The 17,682-nt window shown below is 46.3% G+C and carries 18 protein-coding genes; 14 read left to right on the plus strand and 4 right to left on the minus strand.

Going from position 1 to position 17,682, the window contains the following annotated elements:
• Nucleotides 1–35 precede the first annotated feature (35 nt).
• The 6 genes from H583_RS0129720 (at nucleotide 36) to trpB (ending at nucleotide 4,754) form a co-directional block, all read left to right on the plus strand.
• Complete coding sequence (locus tag H583_RS0129720) at nucleotides 36–479, plus strand: SMI1/KNR4 family protein (protein ID WP_028563665.1); 444 nt, start codon at nucleotides 36–38, stop codon at nucleotides 477–479.
• Nucleotides 480–564: 85 nt separating this feature from the next.
• Entirely contained in the window at nucleotides 565–1,053 is a 489-nt protein-coding gene (locus tag H583_RS34785; RefSeq protein ID WP_051237232.1) for a GyrI-like domain-containing protein, read from the plus strand.
• A gap of 83 nt (nucleotides 1,054–1,136) precedes the next feature.
• A complete protein-coding gene (locus tag H583_RS34790) occupies nucleotides 1,137–1,586 on the plus strand; it encodes a hypothetical protein (RefSeq protein WP_245586032.1) in 450 nt (149 codons plus the stop codon).
• Between the two features lie 280 nt (nucleotides 1,587–1,866).
• Nucleotides 1,867–2,127: a methyltransferase domain-containing protein gene (locus H583_RS37755; RefSeq protein WP_245586033.1), complete on the plus strand. Its 261-nt coding sequence runs from the start codon at nucleotides 1,867–1,869 to the stop codon at nucleotides 2,125–2,127.
• A gap of 413 nt (nucleotides 2,128–2,540) precedes the next feature.
• Nucleotides 2,541–3,404 (plus strand): class I SAM-dependent methyltransferase, encoded by an 864-nt coding sequence (locus H583_RS0129745; RefSeq protein ID WP_028563667.1) that lies wholly within the window; start codon nucleotides 2,541–2,543, stop codon nucleotides 3,402–3,404.
• A 174-nt stretch (nucleotides 3,405–3,578) separates the two neighbouring features.
• Complete coding sequence (gene trpB / locus H583_RS0129750) at nucleotides 3,579–4,754, plus strand: tryptophan synthase subunit beta (protein ID WP_154666033.1); 1,176 nt, start codon at nucleotides 3,579–3,581, stop codon at nucleotides 4,752–4,754.
• A 215-nt stretch (nucleotides 4,755–4,969) separates the two neighbouring features.
• On the opposite strand, the gene H583_RS0129755 is transcribed toward trpB, so the two are convergent.
• Nucleotides 4,970–5,827, minus strand: coding sequence for an SDR family NAD(P)-dependent oxidoreductase (locus tag H583_RS0129755; protein WP_028563669.1), 858 nt, complete (start codon nucleotides 5,825–5,827; stop codon nucleotides 4,970–4,972).
• Nucleotides 5,828–6,000: 173 nt separating this feature from the next.
• Between H583_RS0129755 and H583_RS0129760 the strand changes: the two genes are divergently transcribed.
• The gene (locus H583_RS0129760; protein WP_028563670.1) at nucleotides 6,001–6,510 is read left to right on the plus strand and encodes a MerR family transcriptional regulator; all 510 of its coding nucleotides are present in this window, start codon (nucleotides 6,001–6,003) and stop codon (nucleotides 6,508–6,510) included.
• A gap of 184 nt (nucleotides 6,511–6,694) precedes the next feature.
• On the opposite strand, the gene H583_RS0129765 is transcribed toward H583_RS0129760, so the two are convergent.
• The gene (locus H583_RS0129765) at nucleotides 6,695–7,048 is read right to left on the minus strand and encodes a DoxX family protein (RefSeq protein WP_028563671.1); all 354 of its coding nucleotides are present in this window, start codon (nucleotides 7,046–7,048) and stop codon (nucleotides 6,695–6,697) included.
• A 146-nt stretch (nucleotides 7,049–7,194) separates the two neighbouring features.
• On the opposite strand from H583_RS0129765, the gene H583_RS0129770 reads away from it, so the two are divergent.
• Nucleotides 7,195–7,563: a winged helix-turn-helix transcriptional regulator gene (locus H583_RS0129770; protein ID WP_028563672.1), complete on the plus strand. Its 369-nt coding sequence runs from the start codon at nucleotides 7,195–7,197 to the stop codon at nucleotides 7,561–7,563.
• Between the two features lie 150 nt (nucleotides 7,564–7,713).
• Entirely contained in the window at nucleotides 7,714–8,610 is an 897-nt protein-coding gene (locus tag H583_RS0129775) for an AraC family transcriptional regulator (RefSeq protein WP_028563673.1), read from the plus strand.
• A 161-nt stretch (nucleotides 8,611–8,771) separates the two neighbouring features.
• Here H583_RS0129775 and H583_RS0129780 read toward each other — a convergent pair whose 3' ends face one another.
• On the minus strand, nucleotides 8,772–9,485 hold the full coding sequence (locus H583_RS0129780; protein WP_028563674.1) for an AAA family ATPase: 714 nt from the start codon (nucleotides 9,483–9,485) through the stop codon (nucleotides 8,772–8,774).
• 455 nt (nucleotides 9,486–9,940) lie between these two features.
• Here H583_RS0129780 and H583_RS37760 point away from each other — a divergent pair, with 455 nt between their 5' ends.
• Entirely contained in the window at nucleotides 9,941–11,404 is a 1,464-nt protein-coding gene (locus tag H583_RS37760) for an ion channel (RefSeq protein WP_245586034.1), read from the plus strand.
• Nucleotides 11,405–11,494: 90 nt separating this feature from the next.
• A complete protein-coding gene (locus tag H583_RS0129790) occupies nucleotides 11,495–12,826 on the plus strand; it encodes an SMI1/KNR4 family protein (protein ID WP_245586035.1) in 1,332 nt (443 codons plus the stop codon).
• Between the two features lie 208 nt (nucleotides 12,827–13,034).
• Here H583_RS0129790 and H583_RS0129795 read toward each other — a convergent pair whose 3' ends face one another.
• Nucleotides 13,035–13,781, minus strand: coding sequence for a glycoside hydrolase family 16 protein (locus H583_RS0129795; RefSeq protein ID WP_028563676.1), 747 nt, complete (start codon nucleotides 13,779–13,781; stop codon nucleotides 13,035–13,037).
• A gap of 147 nt (nucleotides 13,782–13,928) precedes the next feature.
• Between H583_RS0129795 and H583_RS0129800 the strand changes: the two genes are divergently transcribed.
• The 3 genes from H583_RS0129800 to H583_RS0129810 all read left to right on the plus strand — a co-directional run bounded on the left by H583_RS0129800 (nucleotide 13,929) and on the right by H583_RS0129810 (nucleotide 17,630).
• Nucleotides 13,929–14,849, plus strand: coding sequence for an ABC transporter permease (locus H583_RS0129800; RefSeq protein WP_081667661.1), 921 nt, complete (start codon nucleotides 13,929–13,931; stop codon nucleotides 14,847–14,849).
• Between the two features lie 142 nt (nucleotides 14,850–14,991).
• Nucleotides 14,992–15,876: a carbohydrate ABC transporter permease gene (locus tag H583_RS0129805; protein ID WP_028563678.1), complete on the plus strand. Its 885-nt coding sequence runs from the start codon at nucleotides 14,992–14,994 to the stop codon at nucleotides 15,874–15,876.
• 89 nt (nucleotides 15,877–15,965) lie between these two features.
• Nucleotides 15,966–17,630: an extracellular solute-binding protein gene (locus H583_RS0129810; protein WP_028563679.1), complete on the plus strand. Its 1,665-nt coding sequence runs from the start codon at nucleotides 15,966–15,968 to the stop codon at nucleotides 17,628–17,630.
• Nucleotides 17,631–17,682 lie beyond the last annotated feature (52 nt).

Consider the following 17,682-nt stretch of genomic DNA (forward strand, 5'->3'; position numbering starts at 1 on the left):
TGAACTTAGCCTCTGGCAGAGAAGGAGACTGGCCTATGAAAGATGCGTTAATGGAAAGATTAAAAGCTTTCCTGCAGAGGGAGGATAAGAGCACATTAGTAGGCATTCCGGCGGGCGAAGAGGAAATTGACAAGGCTCATCAGCAGCTGAATATAAGCTTTCATGAGGACTACATACAATTTATCAGAACGTTTGGGGGAGCGTATGCAGGTCTTGCCGTACATGCATTCTCTAATGGCTCTAGTCTCGGAAATGAAACGGTTGTCGATTTGACGCTCGGGTTCCGGGAGCAGTTCAGGGAACTTCCCTTTGCAGAGGTTCTGCAAACCGGTTATGTCATCTCTATGGATGGCTCCGGTGATCCGATTATGATTAGTCAGGACGGACAAGTTCTCATCTGTCATCATGATACCGGGGAGATCAAGTTATTGGCGGACTCATTCGAGTCGCTGATCGAGGATAATTTTTTTGAATGGTGATCCTTCCAACCCGGTATACAATCTGACCACAGTGATTCCGGTAATAAGCTTCAAACTAAATCCAATCTAAAAGGGGAGCTCAAGAATGGAAGTAAGAATTGAGGCAAAGGAAGCATTTACGATAGCTGGAATGACGACTAGCGTTACAATGGAAGACAACAGGGCCAATGGTATTATCCCCAAACTGATGAATGAATTTTTCGGGAGCCGGGTACAGGAGCTTGCTAATGTCCGCTGCGATAGCGGCGGCTATGGGTTGTTCATCGATCCACCGAATTATGATTATACAAAGGACCCGTTTCAGTGGATAGCTGGCGTGCAGGTGAGCCCGGATACTGCCCAACTCCCAGACGGCATGATTCGCAAAAATATCGATGCCCGCACGTATGCCGTGGTTACCTATATAGGGCCTGTATCCGGGCTATCAAAAGCTTATGATTACTTTTATAGTGCATGGCTGTCGGGCTCCGGCTATGGAATCGCCGATTCGTTTGGATTTGAGTATTACACCGGGGAGCGTTCCGATCACCCGGACAATGTAGTTGAGCTCCATTTTCCGGTGTACAAGCGCTAAGGCAATCATTGAACAGCGGAGCTAAAATGTGCTTCACGTGGAAAAGGTATCAGACTTCGAGTCTATAGCTGGCGGTGAAACAAATGAATAAATTGAAACACAGCGGATTCTATAAGCTTAAATTCTTCCTGACCCCAGATGAATTTGGAAGTGTTATGAAACTCCTGGAGCAGCAACAGGCACAATTTAATTGTACGAATTATGCCCGGACCGAGCATGATCAAAAGCAGGTGTACGAGGCTTATAAAATGTTTTATCAGTATTTTACCATGCAGGAAAGGCCCGAATACTTCCCTCACTTTCTATATTCCATATCTCTTGCCGCTGGCACTGAAAGCAGCGGCTTCTTTGTCAGAAATGAAGGGATCAGCTTTCCCTATAACCAGCAATGGGCGGAAGACGAGTTGCCTTGTGTCATGCTTTCATTCCCCAAGGGTTTTCAAATTGATTTGGAGGATGAGACAGGAAAATATTATATATACGAGGATATTCGGGAGCATCAGCCGTTAAGTATGCATTCTTTAATGAAATAGCCGACCATATCAAGAAGGTGACAAAGCCGCTTCGCTTTTCGGTACCGGCAGCAGATGCTTTGCAAGAGCAAAAACCATCTGTCCGCATAAGCAATGATGCGATGAATGACTTGATTGACTCTTGGATTTTTAAAAAATATAAGCTTGTTATGAACAACAAATAGGATGAAAGAGATTGGAGAGGTGAATATGGGGAATACGAACAAGTTCGAAATGATAGCGGATGTATATGATACGCCGGAAAGAGTCCACATCGCCAAGGTATCATCGGATGCCATCCGTGACTATTTGGTTGATGCCAAAAATAAGCATGCGATCGATTTTGGGTGCGGAACCGGTCTTGTCGGCGTTGCGTGCCGATTTTATTTTTATGGCTCAGGTTTTGCTTCATATCGATGATTATGAATTTGTGTTATCCCGATTGTTTGATATTTTGGGTGAAGGCGGACATTTGCTCATCGCAGATTTTAATAAAATGAAAATGTCGTATCTGATCTTGTTCATAACGGATTCGATCAGGATGAGCTGGCCGGCAAGATGACGAAGATCGGGTTCAAGCAAATTCAATCCAGAACCTTTTACACCGGAAGTAACCTATTCATGGGACAGGATGCGTCGATGTTCATTCTTGATGCTCAAAAGTAACTTGCCATCCGCGAATACGTGGAATAAATGATCAACAAAAGATTAGCAAAGAACTAGGGGACCGATATAGCTATGCTACATCGGTTTTCTGTTTACATATGTAAAGTAAACAAAAAAACAGCACATCATTTGTGCTGTTACCTGCGGTAGAACCGTAAATTTATGACTTTGTAAAGAGTCACTTAAAGAAGGCATAGATAAATAATAGTATATAATAAAAATTTATATCAGTCTATTAATTTATGGAAATTTCTTGTACGCTTATTTTAAGCGACCGCGGTGCTTGAAAAAAGTTTAAGGAGATTGATCGTGGAGACCTACTATTGGGATAATCAAATCGAGTATTTGAAAAAATCTGTAAGCTTATATTACAATGACGATTACATTAAATTTCTGGTTGATACAGTATGGAAGATAGATAAGCCTGTTCATATAGTGGATTTTGGCTGCGGATTCGGTCATCTCGGTCTTCGGCTGCTGCCAATATTGCCCGATGGCTCAAAGTATACCGGGATTGATGCCGGAGCCAAACTAATCGACTCTGCACAAAAAATGTTCAAAGGGCTGCCGTATACGACAGAATTTATTATCGGGGATATTCATACCATTCAACTAGAAAAACAATATGACATTGCTGTCTGTCATGGCGTTCTTCTTCATATGGTTAATCCAATGAACGTACTTGAGAAAATGATTCGTTGTGTGAAGCGGGATGGGAAAATTATCTCCTTTGAGCCTCACTGGATTAGCAATAATGCCAGCTTTTACTTTGAGGGAATTGAACAATCGAGTGCCATTCCGCTTGGATTGTTACAAGAGTTATTTGAACGGGATGCAAAGCGTACAGGTAAAGATGGCAATATCGGCTTAAAACTTCCATTGTATTTCAATCGCCTGGGATTGCGTGATGTACAGTGCAGAGTCAGCGATAAGGTAAATGTACTTGATCCCGCGATAGACAAGGAACAGGCATCAATGCTTTATGATGCCATGCAATTCAGCCACCCTGGAGATCGTGACCCTTATGTACGAAGTCTATTAGAGCGAGGAATGTTGCCTGAAGAGGCTGAGCGCCAATATGAAGCTGAAAGTTATTTGTCAGAAAAATTTAGCTCATCGACAGCTGCCACCTATGCAGCTGGTATGAAAATCACCTTCGGTACAGTGTCATAATTTTGACGTTATAGATAGTGTGAAGAACAGTACCATAAGCAGGGCCGAAATTTGGATACAGGCAAAATATAGCGGCTTACATGTACGCTGAATTTCGGGAGATCAAAGGCAATTCAGGCCTGCTATAATATATGGTAAAATAACAGCTACGAAACACCATTTCTATCTTACTTAATGGGGGCGCTTACTTTGGACCAGCAATTTCAGCAAGAGGGATACTTTGGAGAGTTTGGGGGCAGCTTCGTCCCGCCGGAATTGCAGGAAGTGTTGAGTTATTTGAGTGAGCAATTTAACAAGTTAAAGGATGATCCGGAATTTAAAGAAGAGCTTCGCTATTACCTGCGCGAATATGTCGGGCGCGAGAATCCGCTCACGTATGCGGAGCGGCTGACCAAGGCTTGGGGCGGCCCGAAGATCTACTTGAAGCGCGAGGATCTGAACCACACCGGAGCGCATAAGATCAACAATGCGATTGGCCAGATTTTGCTCGCCAAGCGGATGGGCGCCAAGCGGATCATCGCGGAAACGGGTGCCGGACAGCACGGTGTTGCTACAGCAACGGCCTGCGCCATGTTCAATATGGAATGCGTCATCTACATGGGAGCGGAAGATACGCGCCGGCAGGCGCTTAACGTGTTCCGGATGGAGCTGCTCGGCGCGACGGTTGTGCCGGTTAATAAAGGCCAGGGAAGACTGAAGGACGCGGTAGACGAAGCGCTGAACGATCTGGTTCTCAACTATAAAAATACATTTTATTTGCTCGGTTCCGCAGTTGGCCCGCACCCGTTCCCAACGATGGTCAAGCACTTTCAGGCGATCATCAGCGAAGAATCCAAGCTGCAGATTATGGAGAAAGAAGGCCGTTTGCCGGATGCGGTGGTGGCCTGCACGGGCGGCGGCAGCAATGCGATTGGAGCATTTGCCCACTATATTGAAGAGCCGGGTGTCCGCTTGATCGGTGTGGAGCCTGAGCAGGCTCCATCCTTAACCGAAGGTGTCCCGAGCATTATTCACGGCTTCAAGTGTCTGGTGCTGCTGGATGAGGAAGGACAGCCGAAGAAGACCTATTCGATCGCCGCAGGACTTGATTATCCGGGAATTGGGCCGGAGCATAGCCACCTGAAGGTGAGCGGCCGGGCTGAATATGCAACGGTCACCAACGAGGAAGTGCTGGCGGCCTTCCAGGAACTGTCCCGCACTGAGGGCATTATCCCTGCCCTGGAAAGCTCGCATGCAATTGCGCACGCGAAGAAGCTGGCTCAGACGATGGATCAGGATCAAATTATTATCGTCAATCTGTCCGGCCGCGGGGACAAGGATGTTGAACAAGTGTATCAAATGCTCAAATAGAGCATCGGATGCATCACTTATTGCAATGCACAAGAAACAAATATGCAAGACGGAAGGGCGTCCAATCGGGCGCCCTTTGATTTTGATCTATAGATGATTATATGCTTAGCTGTGCAATAAGTAACAGCGAAAAATTTGGTTGTTGGGAAGCCACGAGGGTGTTAAAAATCGTTACTGGCCATCAAGCTTTCGGGCAGGTCCATAAAGCAGCATAGTTAACCATTGCTTATTAAAAATTCTTGTTCATAAATCGTATTCAATCTTTCCAAAACATTCCGCGCTTGATCTTTAAATTTTAACTCCGCAACCTGGCCTTTCATCAGAAACACGCCAGTCTCATTACAGTGTTCCCCGAGAGCCCCTTCATACAGCTTGTTGGCGCCGTGGCCAGGCGGAGAGAAAAACAGCTTCATTAACAGTTCAATCAATATGGGCAGTCCGGATTTTTTTCCTTTCCTTAGCGTATTGTTGCTGCCAGGGTCAACAATGCGGATCTTGATGTTGTCCTTGGCAAGCTGGGGCGCGATGGCCTCAGTCCATAACGAAAGCGCCAGCTTTGAGGTGGCGTAAGGACCAAGCAGTTTACGGAAGGTTTTGGGGCGCTCGAGGACTTCGATATTAAACGCCTTCGTAAATTTCAACACTGAAGATGAGGTGTTGATCACCGTTTTTAAGCGGCCTCTTTTCATAAGTTCCTTTAATTCCATCAGAATGATATACGGGACGACCGTCAACAGTTCATAATGCTTTTCGCGTCCTTGTTGCGAATAGCTCAGTTCGGAAAAGGAGCCGCCGGCGTTGTTGAACAAAATATCGATCCGCTGCTCCGTGCTTTTGATTACTTCCAAAGTCCGTCTCAAGCTGGCATAGTCCGCTAGATCAGCCGTTTTATAAATTCGAAGCCATCCACTCTTGACCGCTGTTTGTATTCTCATATCGTCCGGCGGAAAGTCGGAACGGTTCAAAGCAACTATCTGCCAATCCTCCGACAGCAATCTCCGGGTTAATTCCAACCCGATCCCGGCGCTTGCACCCGTAATCAATGCGATATTTTCACGTTGGCTCTTGTTCATTGCACGTCTCCTCCTGTTATCGGGATATTCCCTGATCGTGCACATTCTATAACTTGGAGCCGACTCCAAGTCAAGGCGGGAAAACAAAGACTTTGACCCAAAGACAAGAACCTTGACTTAGAGCCAGCACCAAGATGTATAATGCACATAAAATTAATCTCTGGGGGGACAGGATGCAGAAAGAACAAACTTTTACGATAAAGCAAACCGCTAAGCAAACGGGGATTTCTGAAGACACGATCCGTTATTACGAGAAGATTGCGCTGCTGCCCAGGGCAGACCGGAAGGATAACGGGCACCGCATCTACCGGCAGGAGGGCATTCATACAATCCAGCTGATATCCTGCCTGAAAAAAACGGGGATGCCGCTGGAAGAAATGCGCCCTTTTTTGGCGGTCTCCGCCGATACGGACCCCGCGGAATATCCCGAACTGGTGGAGCACTTAAGGAGCCACCGGGAAAATATCGTCAGCCAAATTTCCTCTTTGCAGCAGGTCGTCGATTTTATCGACATGAAGCTGGAGGAGGGGAGATACCGGCGGCGGGAGGGCCCGGATGAAGTTCAGGACGGCGTGTCCGAACAAATGACGGGCAAACCAAAATCAAGGCCCGCCTCGCCTGTCGAGATGAGTTTTTTTGCATCATCGGCCAGAGCGGGCAAATCATCAACCTCCGTAGAATAAGCTTGCAATAGCAAGGGGCGATACGATCTGCTATTTCACATAAGCTGCTGCAAACCGTTGACTAACGGAGAAGAATAGTGGAATCATCAGCAAGAAGGCCGTCGATGACTTCGGCGGCCTTCTGTGCATCTGATACAGAGCTCCAAGCCGCGTCCGATAGGCTATATTCCACTATAAAGTCGGCTTAAAAACGAGCAATAGCTACAAACAAAGCTAAAACGAAGAAGACAAGATTCACGCCAATCTCCCGGTATTCCTTGCGTGTCACATGAAATAAGGCGCCAAACAGAATGACTGCGGCAAGCGCGGCCGCAGCAATTGGCGTTAAAACAGGCGCAATATTCGTCGCTTGAGGCAAAATAATTCCGAGTGCCCCCAATAATTCGGCCAGCCCGATAAAGATGACGAACCCTTTTGGAACGTCCTTTACCCAACCCCAGGATTCCTTGGCTTTTTCAAACTGAAACGCTTTTAACCACCCCGAATAGACAAAACCCAATGCTGCGAGCCCTTGAATGATCCAAATTACAATATCCATGGACGGTTCCAACCTCCCTGACTACTTTTTCGATATCCACTACAGGTATAATAGACGCAGATGCTTGATTTAAGGAAGTAGGCACTTTATCTAAACTTAGTTAATAAAAAGTTACCTTACATAGCATAAGGGAAGTGGAGGGCTCCATGAAAGAGTATTGCAAATTCGAGTCGGCACTGGACATTTTAGTGGGGAAATGGAAATCTGTCATTCTGCTCCAGCTCATTTCCAATGGCACGATGAGATTCAGCGAGCTCCAAAAAGCCATACCGGATATAAACAAAAAGATGCTCACCCAGCAATTAAGAGAACTGGAGTACAACGATATCGTACATCGGGAGATTTACAACCAAATCCCTCCAAAGGTGGAATATTCGATTTCCGAATATGGCAAAGGTTTGAGTACGGTATTACAGGCCTTAAACGATTGGGGAACAGCCCATATTGAGCATATGGATATGCTATACGGGCAGGAACGTTCCGAGTCCCGGAAACCCGGAGAACTCAAGTCTTAAAAGCTGCTGTCCAAAGAAATAAAACAACGAATATGCTGAGCCGCATCACAAGCAGCGGCAAATTTGAAATGATGCAACTTCTTAGGGCACAAAATGTTGCGAAGCTATCTTCTGCCTCGCCTATACTTGAATTCGAAAGGGGGGAATGAGATGGAGTGGCTGGAGCGGATGAATCGGGCGATAGACTATATTGAAGCAAACTTGACCGGGGAGATTGAGTTGAGGGAAGCGGCCCGCATGGCATGCTGTTCGTCGTATCAGTTCCAGCGGATGTTCTCGTTCATTACGGACGTGACGCTGGCAGAGTACATTCGGCGGAGGCGGTTGACACTTGCCGCGCTGGAGCTGCAGCATGGCGGGCTGACGAAGGTGATCGATGTCGCGTTGAAGTACGGTTACGAATCGCCAGTATCATTCGCGCGGGCTTTCCATGCGCTGCACGGGATCACACCGGCTATGGCCCGCCAGGAGGGAATTGCGCTCAAAGCCTATCCTCGTCTATCCTTCCTTATCACCATAAAAGGGGCAGAGGCAATGAATTATCGGATAGAAACGAAGGAAAGCTTTGAAGTGTTCGGCATTGAAGGTGTATTCCGCGTTGACGGGGGAGGTGAGGCACCCCAGACACCGGCAAAGCTGTGGGAGCAGAGCTTCGCGAACGGCGTTGTGAAGCGGCTTGAAGCATGTGCAGGCGAGTTGCCGTCATTCGTCAGCCGGAATTTGCATCCCGTTCATGCGGTATGCAGCTACAGGAAGACCGGGCCAGACACGTTCCCGTACATGCTGTGCGCCTTCAAAGGTGAAGGCAGCAACATGGAAGGGTACAACACGGTGACGATTCCTTCGTACACATGGGCGATTTTCCCGTCAGAGCCGCATCCATGGGATCAGTTTGGCGAGACAATCGAAACGTTATATAAACGCTTTTACACCGAATGGCTCCCTACGGCTGGCTATGAGCAGGCGGACGGGATCGAGTTCGAAATGACCGGCGATAAGGACGGCCTTAACTATATCGAACTCTGGTTTGCGGTTCGTAAAGTATGATTGGTGTACAGGCGAAAAACCAAAAGGACTTCATTTAAGGAAAGCCTTGGAAGGCCAATTAAAATCAAACAGGCTGACGTTTTACAGTGCCTTGGCACCGGAATCGTCAGCCTTTGGTGCAAATTGTCTTACACCATCATGTTGTGCATGCGGCTCATCCTTTAATCATTAAATATCTCGTCCAGCATCCTTTTCCGGTTCTCAAGAAACCGTCTGGTCAAAATATATTGGATGGTGTCCTCATATTGAACTTCCTTCACCGGGTGTGAATCAAAATCTAGGATTTGTGCATCAGGATAACCAAGCAATATGGGGGAGTGAGTGGCAATAATAAATTGGGCACTGCCCGACAAGTCATGAATGACCCGCAGAAACGCGAGCTGCCTTGCCGGAGAAAGAGCAGCCTCCGGCTCGTCCAGAAGATAAATGCCCCTTTTCCCGAATCTATTCTTAAATACAGACAGGAACGCCTCACCGTGTGATTGCTTATGCAGCGAACGCCCCCCATAATATTCAAGGCTGTCTGGTATGGTATCAAGATGAGAAGCGAACTGGTAAAAGGTTTCTGCTCTCAAGAAAAAGCCGTGCGTAATCTTGGGAAGCCACGAAAGGCGGATAAAAGGCCCGAGTACCGATTCTGAGGAATCTACCTCGTAACTGTCATTTCTGCTGCCGCCTGCCGTATTAAATCCGCATTGATATGCGATGGATTCCAATAAAGTCGACTTTCCGGAGCCGTTCTCACCCACAAAAAAGGTGACATTTGAACGGAGCTCAAGCTTTCTAAAAGATTTTATAGAAGGTATGGAAAAAGGATACGCATCGGATTTTTCACTGTTGCTTTCTCTTAGCAGCTCAATGCTACGAAGGAACATAGGTAAAGACTCCTCCCACAATGATTATTGTCGGTAACTCAATTAGATATCTGTCCATTCATGGGTTTGCTAGCTAGCTCTGGTCATGACCTTATTAAAATACAGACGAAGTGCATGCCATGAAAGTTGAATAGGAATAACAGTATCATCCAAACCCCGGGCAGCGCCATAAGCTTTGTTTCCGCATGGAGAAAGCCCCAATTGCACTTGGATTCCTTGTTTCGAGCAGGAATTTCACCATTAGCCAAGGCTTCTGATGACGTGCTTCAGCCTATTTTGCAAAGATTAGAGCAGGATTTTGAGAAGCTCTATTCAAAGAAAGCCGCTCCATGGCCAGGGGTGGTTTCTTTGGCTTTCAGTTGTAGCTATAAAAGAAAAAGCGCTAAATAAAGCAACCTATTCTTACGATATTGAAATTAGTGCTATATGATATCACAATGGAGGAGTCATTGAACGTGAAAGTAAAAACGAACATTATGTTGTTAGTAATAGTATTGTTAAGTTCGTTTTTGTTTACTCTCAAGGGATATGCAGAGAATCATGAAAATAGAGTTGTCGTTGAGAGTAATGTAAGTTCTATTATTGATCTTGAAACCCTTGAAGTCGAAAATAGTACAATAGTCAAATTATATGGTGTGAGTATAGACTACTACAGAAAGTATCTGCAAGACTACAAAGAAGAAGAGCTGTCCCAAACTGAAACAGGTCTTACAGTCGGAGTTTCTAAAGCGTATTTTAAGGGGGAATCAGTAGATCATCTGATTAACCGTGCTCAAGAGTTTTACGAGAGCTTATTACTAGGAAAGCGTGTATACCTGGAAAAAATACCGGGCGATACTTCTTACATTGTATATTTGGATCGGGAGAGGAAACAGAGCTTGAATCAATTGGCAGTCAAGTATGGCATGGTGGTGGTGTCGGAAAAGTATCATGAATTACCAGACCTTTTGATTCAGCAAGAAGAGGCCCGAAATTTAAAAGCAGGACTTTGGGATATCATCGTTTATAGGAAGGATAATGGAGGATGGGGAGAAAGTAATTTTGCACAAGTTTCATTTGGTTTACTTGTAATTAATTTTATCTTGAGCGTAATCATTTATATATATTACTTGAAAGAAAGATCACTCTTAGGAGTGATCGCAGTGTATGTAACTTGGCTTACGACTATATTTTTCACAACAGGAATTTATGTTTTTAATGAAAGACAATTATTTTTTTGGGCCCCGCCTACGATTGTAATTATATTTTCATTATTAGGAGTAACTGAATTTATATTATTTATTCATTCCAATAGTAAAAGAAGTTTAATATATATAACAGTTAAAATGACCCTTTTCGTTATACTGGTTGTCGTTGGCTTTGGCATTTTGTATCAAGGATATTCAAATGCGGCCAGAAAACAAACAGAGGTAGCATATTCCTTGCCGTATTTCGAATCTAATAATGAAAGGTATGAAGATCCCCAAGGCAACTATATTGCAATTCCTGTCAATGAGTATCAAACTTTAAATCTTGGGGAAGTAAAGTTTGCAGATAGAGTTAAAAATAAATATAAATATTATCTTAGTTTAAAAAATGCTCTCTACTATAGTGCTGTGACTTTCTTTACAGTTGGATATGGTGATTTTTCACCTAAGGGCATTTTAAAAATAGTGAGTGTCATTCAAATGTTAATTGGATACTTATCGCAGGTTATCCTATTCAGCTTAGTCGTTTCAAAAATTGCATCATATGGAGTGACGACTCCTGTAGCTAATGAACATTTAATAAATGAACAGCGAACCGTTTTTACTTCGAGAAAAATTAGATTTAAAAGGAAAAAAATACTTAGCAAGTATGTTGTATATGTTATTTTCATCATTGTAATTCTCGAGAATTTATATATCTGGTCAAAAGTATTATTTCCCATAATAAATTAAATTAGTGTACTTGTAGTTTGGTTCAACACACCATCATCTTAAGCTTGAAGCTGTCGAAGAAAGCCTCTGCAACACAGGGTAGGAGGGTTCATGATGTTGTTTTGGAAGAAGGAAACCCGGTTTAACCGAATAAAGAAAAAACTCGAAGAGGCCAAGCGCAAGGATGCGGGCTTAGTGGTATTTGGCGCCTCCTCGCATCAATACAAGGTTCATGAAAAGCTTGCGAAAAAAGAGCTTGCAGACTGGCAAGCCAAGCATCAGATCAAACTGCCGGAGCCTTATGCACAGCTTTTAACCAAAGTCGGAAACGGGGGAGCCGGGCCATATTATGGGTTGTATCCGCTTGAGAAAGCAACCGCCTATACCGATGAACATGCACTCGCTGCAAAATGCGTCCTGTACCCCGAAATGTCAAAAGAGGAATGGAATCATCTGGTCGGAGCGCTAATTCATGATGAAGATATTCCGGATACGGAATACGACGATGCCCGTAACCGGGTGCTGGGCGGCATGCTGTGCATTGGTACTCAAGGCTGCGAATACGATATGTATCTTGTACTTGATGGAGTCCACAAGGGGAAAATCGTGTATACGTCAGAAGTTTATGCTGACCACCCTTTCTTCTTTGTCTATGAAGACAGTATTCTGGACTGGTATGAGCGCTGGCTGGATGAAATCATTCTCGATTACGATATCTGGTGGTTCGGCAACCAAATGCCGGGTGATGAACATGCACTAATACAGGTCTACCAGAACGATCCCAATGAAGAGACCCAATTAAAAGCGCTTCAAGCCATGTTCAAGTTTAAGAAAATTTCGCAGCCAACCATGAAATTTTTAAAGCATGTTGTGGAGCATAGTTCCAAGCACCGCATCACAGCCATTCGGCTTATTTGCAAAACCTCTTTGAAAGCGGGAAGGGGAGATCTCCTGAAGCTGCTGCAATCTGAAAGAGATGAGGATTTCATGCATGCTCTGGGGATACTGCACGGGCACAGCAAATCTGTCTATTTAGCTGAATGTATACAAGTTGTTGTGCAAAGTCTTGGGAGGGTTCAAGATCCGGAAATGCTGCGTCATGCAGGTTATGTTTTGGACGCTGCTGACGCGGCTGCCTTCCACAACTTTGCTCCATTTTTATGCCACGACGACCCCAAAATGCAAGAAGCCGCTATCTATGCCACCCGCAATTGCAAGGACAAACCGGCAAACTGGGAAGTCATTGATCAGTTGCTGGCAGGCAGCAGCAAGGACGTGATGAAGTATACGATTTTATATTGGGGCATTATCCCTCATGAGAAGCTCTTGCCTTATTATAAGGATGCATGGCCGGATTATAAGGATAACCCTAATTTTAGGGAAAAATTTGAGGCTGGTTTGAGAGAACTGCAATTGCCGGATGATTATTTTGACAGGGAATAATGCGAGTATCCTCAGCAGTATAGCGTTGGACTTGAGCTTGTTGAGGCTGCAATCCGCAAAATACTGGCAGACTCGTCTGACGGGCTGATCTGGGAGATTATTGAGAAATAATAACCCAATAATCATGGGCTAGCGGTTGAGTGTTCATTCATACATATGAGGATTAAAAATGGAGGCATCCGTAATTTATACGGATGCCGAATCTACTCTACTCATACAACCAAATCCCCGCCACAGTCAGCACCCCCGGCAATGCCGCATCATCTACCGTTACATTATCGTACCATCCGCCCACGGCCAGATTGAGCAGCAAATAGAACGGCTGGTCGAACGGAGTGACTCCTGCCTTCAGCCGTTTCTCGGCATAGCAATGCCCGTCTACCAGCCATCTAATAGAGCTGGCATTCCACTCGAGCGTATAATCACGGAATTGATTAATCGTGCCACTCTCAAACTGATAGGTAGACTCATCCATGATCTTGTTGTCCATATCCTTGCCATAATGGAGTGTCCCAGATACCTGTCCGGGCAGGCGGCCCTTGGTTTCCATAATATCGATTTCGCCGGAGGCGGGCCAAGTGCCGTATACCGAGTCCTGCGGGAGCAGCCAGATGGCGGCCCACAGCCCTTGACCTACCGGAAGCTTGGCTCTTACAACCAGCCTGCCGTAGCAAAAAGACATATGGTCTTTCGTATCCATACGCACCGAGGTATAATCAAAGCTCCGCCCATCCTCTAATTCGGTCGTTTCGCATCGCGCGCATAGGTTCAAGCCATTTTCATCGATATATAAATTGCCTGGATTTCCCGTATAAAACTGTTGCTCGCCGTTCCCCCAGCCCGGGCAAATCGCATTGCCGTCGTTATCGAGCAAGTCGTTGCCATGGTGAATGTTCCATGCCTTCAAATCAGTCTTACGATCAGTAAAATCCTGCTGCCAGATCAGCTTTTCCATCCTGTGCACACTCCTCTCATTTACTCCCAGCATACTTAAATTTCACGCCCGGTCAAACAAATCCAAAAAAATGGGATAGGGTCAAAAATGATGCCCTTTTTTTCCGATGTCCATTTTCATACGATGAAGAGGAAGGGGGCGCAAAATATGTTTCAACAGAGATCAGGTCAAATCAAGACTTTTTTGAGGCAATGGCAACTGCAAAGCATGGTCATCCCCGGCATCATCTGGATGCTGATTTTTTGTTATATTCCCATGCTCTGGCTCATTATCGGATTTATGGACTACAGTATCGCCAAGCCCATGCTGGAATCTCCCTTTGTCGGGCTAAAGCACTTTCAGGACTTTGTGACCGATGAGCGCTTCTGGCGATCGATCCGCAATACGCTCGGGATGAGCAGCATCAAGCTGCTGCTGGGCTTTCCCATTCCCATCCTGTTTGCCCTGCTGCTGAATGAAATCCGCAGTATTCGTTTTAAACGTACGGTGCAAACGATTTCATATTTGCCGCACTTTATCGCCTGGACGATCTTTGGCGGCATTATGCTTAACTGGCTGGGCGAGGGCGGTGTCATTAACCAGCTGATGATGGCATTAGGGCTTCAGGAGCGTGAAATTCTGTTTAACAGTGATCCCAAATACTTCTGGTGGATTACCTATTTCTCCGATACGCTCAAGGAAACCGGCTGGAGTGCAATCATCTACATCGCAGCTATCGCGGGCATTGACCCGGCGTTATATGAAGCGGCAGAGCTGGATGGGGCGGGCCGCTGGCAGCGGATGTGGCATATTACGATTCAGAGCATACGCCCAACGATTGCCATCCTGTTTATTCTCGCGGTCAGCGGAATCCTTGGCAGCAACTTTGAGCAGATCTTTATGCTCAAGAACAACATGAATATGAGAATGGCGGAAAGTCTGGACCTGTACATTTACAACATGGGCTTGGTGTCCGGGCGCTATTCGTTCTCGACGGCGGTCTTGTTTGCCCGCTCGATTGTGGCATTAGGGCTTTTGTTCCTGGCCAATTACATGTCCAAAAAACTGACGGGAGATAGTATTTTTTAAGCTTATTTCTAATGGAAATGCACAGCTAAAGTCTGTAACGGAATCCAGCAACAGAATGCTATGACAATCTTTTATGAAATCGGATTCAACATGCTTCGAAAGGCTTCAATAGAGGTTTTCTCATAAGGGGGAGGGAAGATAGATGAAGCTGCGCAGAAGGATGAAGCGCATCGGTGTATTTGAGGTCGTCAACACGCTGGTAATGCTGGCGGTCTGCTTTATTACGCTGTACCCGTTGTGGTTTGTATTCATCAACTCGCTTAATGCCCCGGAGCAGGCAGTGCTGGGCACGGTCAACTGGTTTCCCAAGGATATATCCTTGGCCAGCTACAGTGTTGTATTTAATGATAAAAGCCTGATGAACGGGTTTTACATCACCACGCTGCGGACAGTGATCGGGACAACAGCGCATGTGCTGTTCACGGCCATAGTTGCTTACGGATTGAGCAAGACCCAGTTGATTGGCCGCAAGGTTTATCTCAAAATTGCTTTGATTACGATGCTGTTCTCAGGCGGGCTGATCCCTACGTTCATCCTGATGACGAAGCTCGGCTTATACGATAATTTCCTGGTTTTCATCATTCCGGCCATGTACACGTTTTTTAATATGGTCATTTTCATGAGCTTTTTCCGCACGATCCCGGAAAGTCTTGAGGAGTCGGCGAAGGTCGACGGCGCTTCGGATTACGGTGTCCTGTTCCGAATCGTACTGCCCAACAGCATGGCGGTTATCGCCACGATCTCGCTGTTCTCGGCGGTCTATCATTGGAACGATTATTATCAGGGAGTCATCTATATCCACTCGCAGGATAAGCTGCCGCTGCAAACGATGCTCTATAAGATTATTGCTGAAAACTCCATGTCATTCATGCAGCAACAGGCGATGGCACAGTTCGGGGCAAGGCTGCCGAGCAATTCCATCAAGTTCGCCTCGATGATGGTCGCCACGCTGCCGATTTTGTTAGTTTATCCCTTCATTCAGCGTTATCTGGTCAAAGGCGCCATGATTGGCGCAATTAAAGGGTAAGCGTCAAGAGCTGATCGAAGCATTTACGGAGATGGGCGAAGGATATAACGATAAAAAATATAGCGATCGAAAGAAAGGATGATTATGCAATGAAGCGCAACTCCGTTAAATCATTCATGGCCCTCATTCTGGCCGTAATACTGGTGATGGGCACAGCCGCTTGTACCCGGTCTGAGGACAATGGCAATTCCCCGAATTCCCCGAGTGGGGACAATAAGCCGCTGCCACCGAGCGAAACAAAAGCAAATCCCGATGAGCCTGCCTGGAAGCTGGATACCAGCCCTGTGGATTTAACCTGGTTCGTCGGCGCCAACTGGTATGCGCATAGCTGGGGCGAGACCTTGACCTCCAAATATGTAACGGAAAAAACAGGGGTCAACATCAAGCTTGAAGTTCCGTCCGGCGAAGCGAACGAGCAGATCACATTAATGATGACCTCCGGCAAGCTGCCGGACCTGATTACGCTGGGCTCTTGGGAAAACGCTGTCAAAAAGCTGTGGGAAGGCGACCATGTGTATGCCTTGAATGAACTCGCCGAACAGTACGACCCTTACTTCTTCAAAATAGCGGGGGACGGAACGCTGAAGTGGTATCGTCAGGAGAATGGCAATACGTACGGTGTCCCGAATGATTCCTACAGCCCTAATTTGATGCATGAGACGGGCAGGTCAGCTGCCAACCAGACCTTCCTGGTGCGCAAGGATCTGTATGAGGAAATGGGCAAACCGGACTTAAGCACCCCGGAGGGGTTCCTGAACGCCTTGCAATTGATCAAGGATAAATATCCCCAGTATAAGGGCCAGCCGATCAGTCCTTTCTTTGCACAGGGTAATGTGCCTTACGGGATGACCGAGTACCTGCAAAACCTGCTCGCTGTGCCTTATGAGAAAGAGGGCAAAGTCAATGACCGCATGATTGACCCGGATTATATTGCATGGCTCAAAACTTTCCGCACGGCTTACGAACGCGGACTGATTAATGTGGATTTCCTGGTTGATTCCGATACGCAGGTGGAGGAGAAAACGAACAATGCCCGTTATTTCATGATGGTACGCGAGTGGACAGGAATGGTAGCAGCCAACCCGATGCTGGCTGCAGGTGCCAACCCGGACTCCTACTATATTGCTGTAGACGGACCGCAGAATAGCAAGGGAGACAAGGCGAAGCTGTTCCCGGGCAATATGGATGGCTGGATGGTTACGATGATCAGCAAAAATACCAAAAACCCTGAACGTGCAATTCGTTTCCTGACCTACCTGGCGAGTGAAGAAGGCCAGCGGGATCTTTTCCTTGGCAAGGAAGGCGAGACATGGGAGATGGCAGATGGCAAGCCGCAATTGAAGGCGGAGATGATCCAACTGCTTGAATCTGATATTGAGAAGATGGAGAAGGAATATGGTATCATGGACACCTATTGGATGGTGAGAAATCCGGTCATTATTAACCAGTGGAGGCCGGAGAAAGCACCTGTCATCAAGCAAATGGAGGAGTTCGCCAACGCCCAGGCGGATATTGAGAGCGGCATTTACAAGGGGCTGGACCCGCAGGGTGATTCGGATGTCGCGGTAGCCTGGTCGCGCATCTCTCAAAACTGGGAGGAAGTGCTGCCGGAGCTGATCACTGCCAAAGATGAAGCAGCCTTTGATAAAACGTTTGAGAGTTACCTTGCACGCCGCACGAATTACGGCTTTGACAAGGTTATGGAATACCGCCAGACTGAGCTGGATGCACGCAAAGCCAGAATGGCGGAGTAACAAAATTTGCCGCCGGCTGCCGAATAGGCAGCCGGTATTCCTTGCTTATTAG

The sequence above is a fragment of the Paenibacillus pinihumi DSM 23905 = JCM 16419 genome (assembly GCF_000422505.1).
In the GTDB taxonomy this organism is placed as follows: domain Bacteria; phylum Bacillota; class Bacilli; order Paenibacillales; family Paenibacillaceae; genus Paenibacillus_D; species Paenibacillus_D pinihumi.

What these genes read in the sequence shown, in the direction of transcription:
- H583_RS0129720 (WP_028563665.1), top strand. Translation starts at nt 36, where the DNA reads ATGAAAGATGCGTTAATGGAAAGATTAAAAGCTTTCCTGCAGAGGGAG.
- H583_RS34785 (WP_051237232.1), top strand. Translation starts at nt 565, where the DNA reads ATGGAAGTAAGAATTGAGGCAAAGGAAGCATTTACGATAGCTGGAATG.
- H583_RS34790 (WP_245586032.1), top strand. Translation starts at nt 1,137, where the DNA reads ATGAATAAATTGAAACACAGCGGATTCTATAAGCTTAAATTCTTCCTG.
- trpB (WP_154666033.1), top strand. Translation starts at nt 3,579, where the DNA reads ATGGGGGCGCTTACTTTGGACCAGCAATTTCAGCAAGAGGGATACTTT.
- H583_RS0129755 (WP_028563669.1), bottom strand. Translation starts at nt 5,827, where the DNA reads ATGAACAAGAGCCAACGTGAAAATATCGCATTGATTACGGGTGCAAGC.
- H583_RS0129760 (WP_028563670.1), top strand. Translation starts at nt 6,001, where the DNA reads ATGCAGAAAGAACAAACTTTTACGATAAAGCAAACCGCTAAGCAAACG.
- H583_RS0129765 (WP_028563671.1), bottom strand. Translation starts at nt 7,048, where the DNA reads ATGGATATTGTAATTTGGATCATTCAAGGGCTCGCAGCATTGGGTTTT.
- H583_RS0129770 (WP_028563672.1), top strand. Translation starts at nt 7,195, where the DNA reads ATGAAAGAGTATTGCAAATTCGAGTCGGCACTGGACATTTTAGTGGGG.
- H583_RS0129775 (WP_028563673.1), top strand. Translation starts at nt 7,714, where the DNA reads ATGGAGTGGCTGGAGCGGATGAATCGGGCGATAGACTATATTGAAGCA.
- H583_RS0129780 (WP_028563674.1), bottom strand. Translation starts at nt 9,485, where the DNA reads ATGTTCCTTCGTAGCATTGAGCTGCTAAGAGAAAGCAACAGTGAAAAA.
- H583_RS0129790 (WP_245586035.1), top strand. Translation starts at nt 11,495, where the DNA reads ATGATGTTGTTTTGGAAGAAGGAAACCCGGTTTAACCGAATAAAGAAA.
- H583_RS0129795 (WP_028563676.1), bottom strand. Translation starts at nt 13,781, where the DNA reads ATGGAAAAGCTGATCTGGCAGCAGGATTTTACTGATCGTAAGACTGAT.
- H583_RS0129800 (WP_081667661.1), top strand. Translation starts at nt 13,929, where the DNA reads ATGTTTCAACAGAGATCAGGTCAAATCAAGACTTTTTTGAGGCAATGG.
- H583_RS0129805 (WP_028563678.1), top strand. Translation starts at nt 14,992, where the DNA reads ATGAAGCTGCGCAGAAGGATGAAGCGCATCGGTGTATTTGAGGTCGTC.
- H583_RS0129810 (WP_028563679.1), top strand. Translation starts at nt 15,966, where the DNA reads ATGAAGCGCAACTCCGTTAAATCATTCATGGCCCTCATTCTGGCCGTA.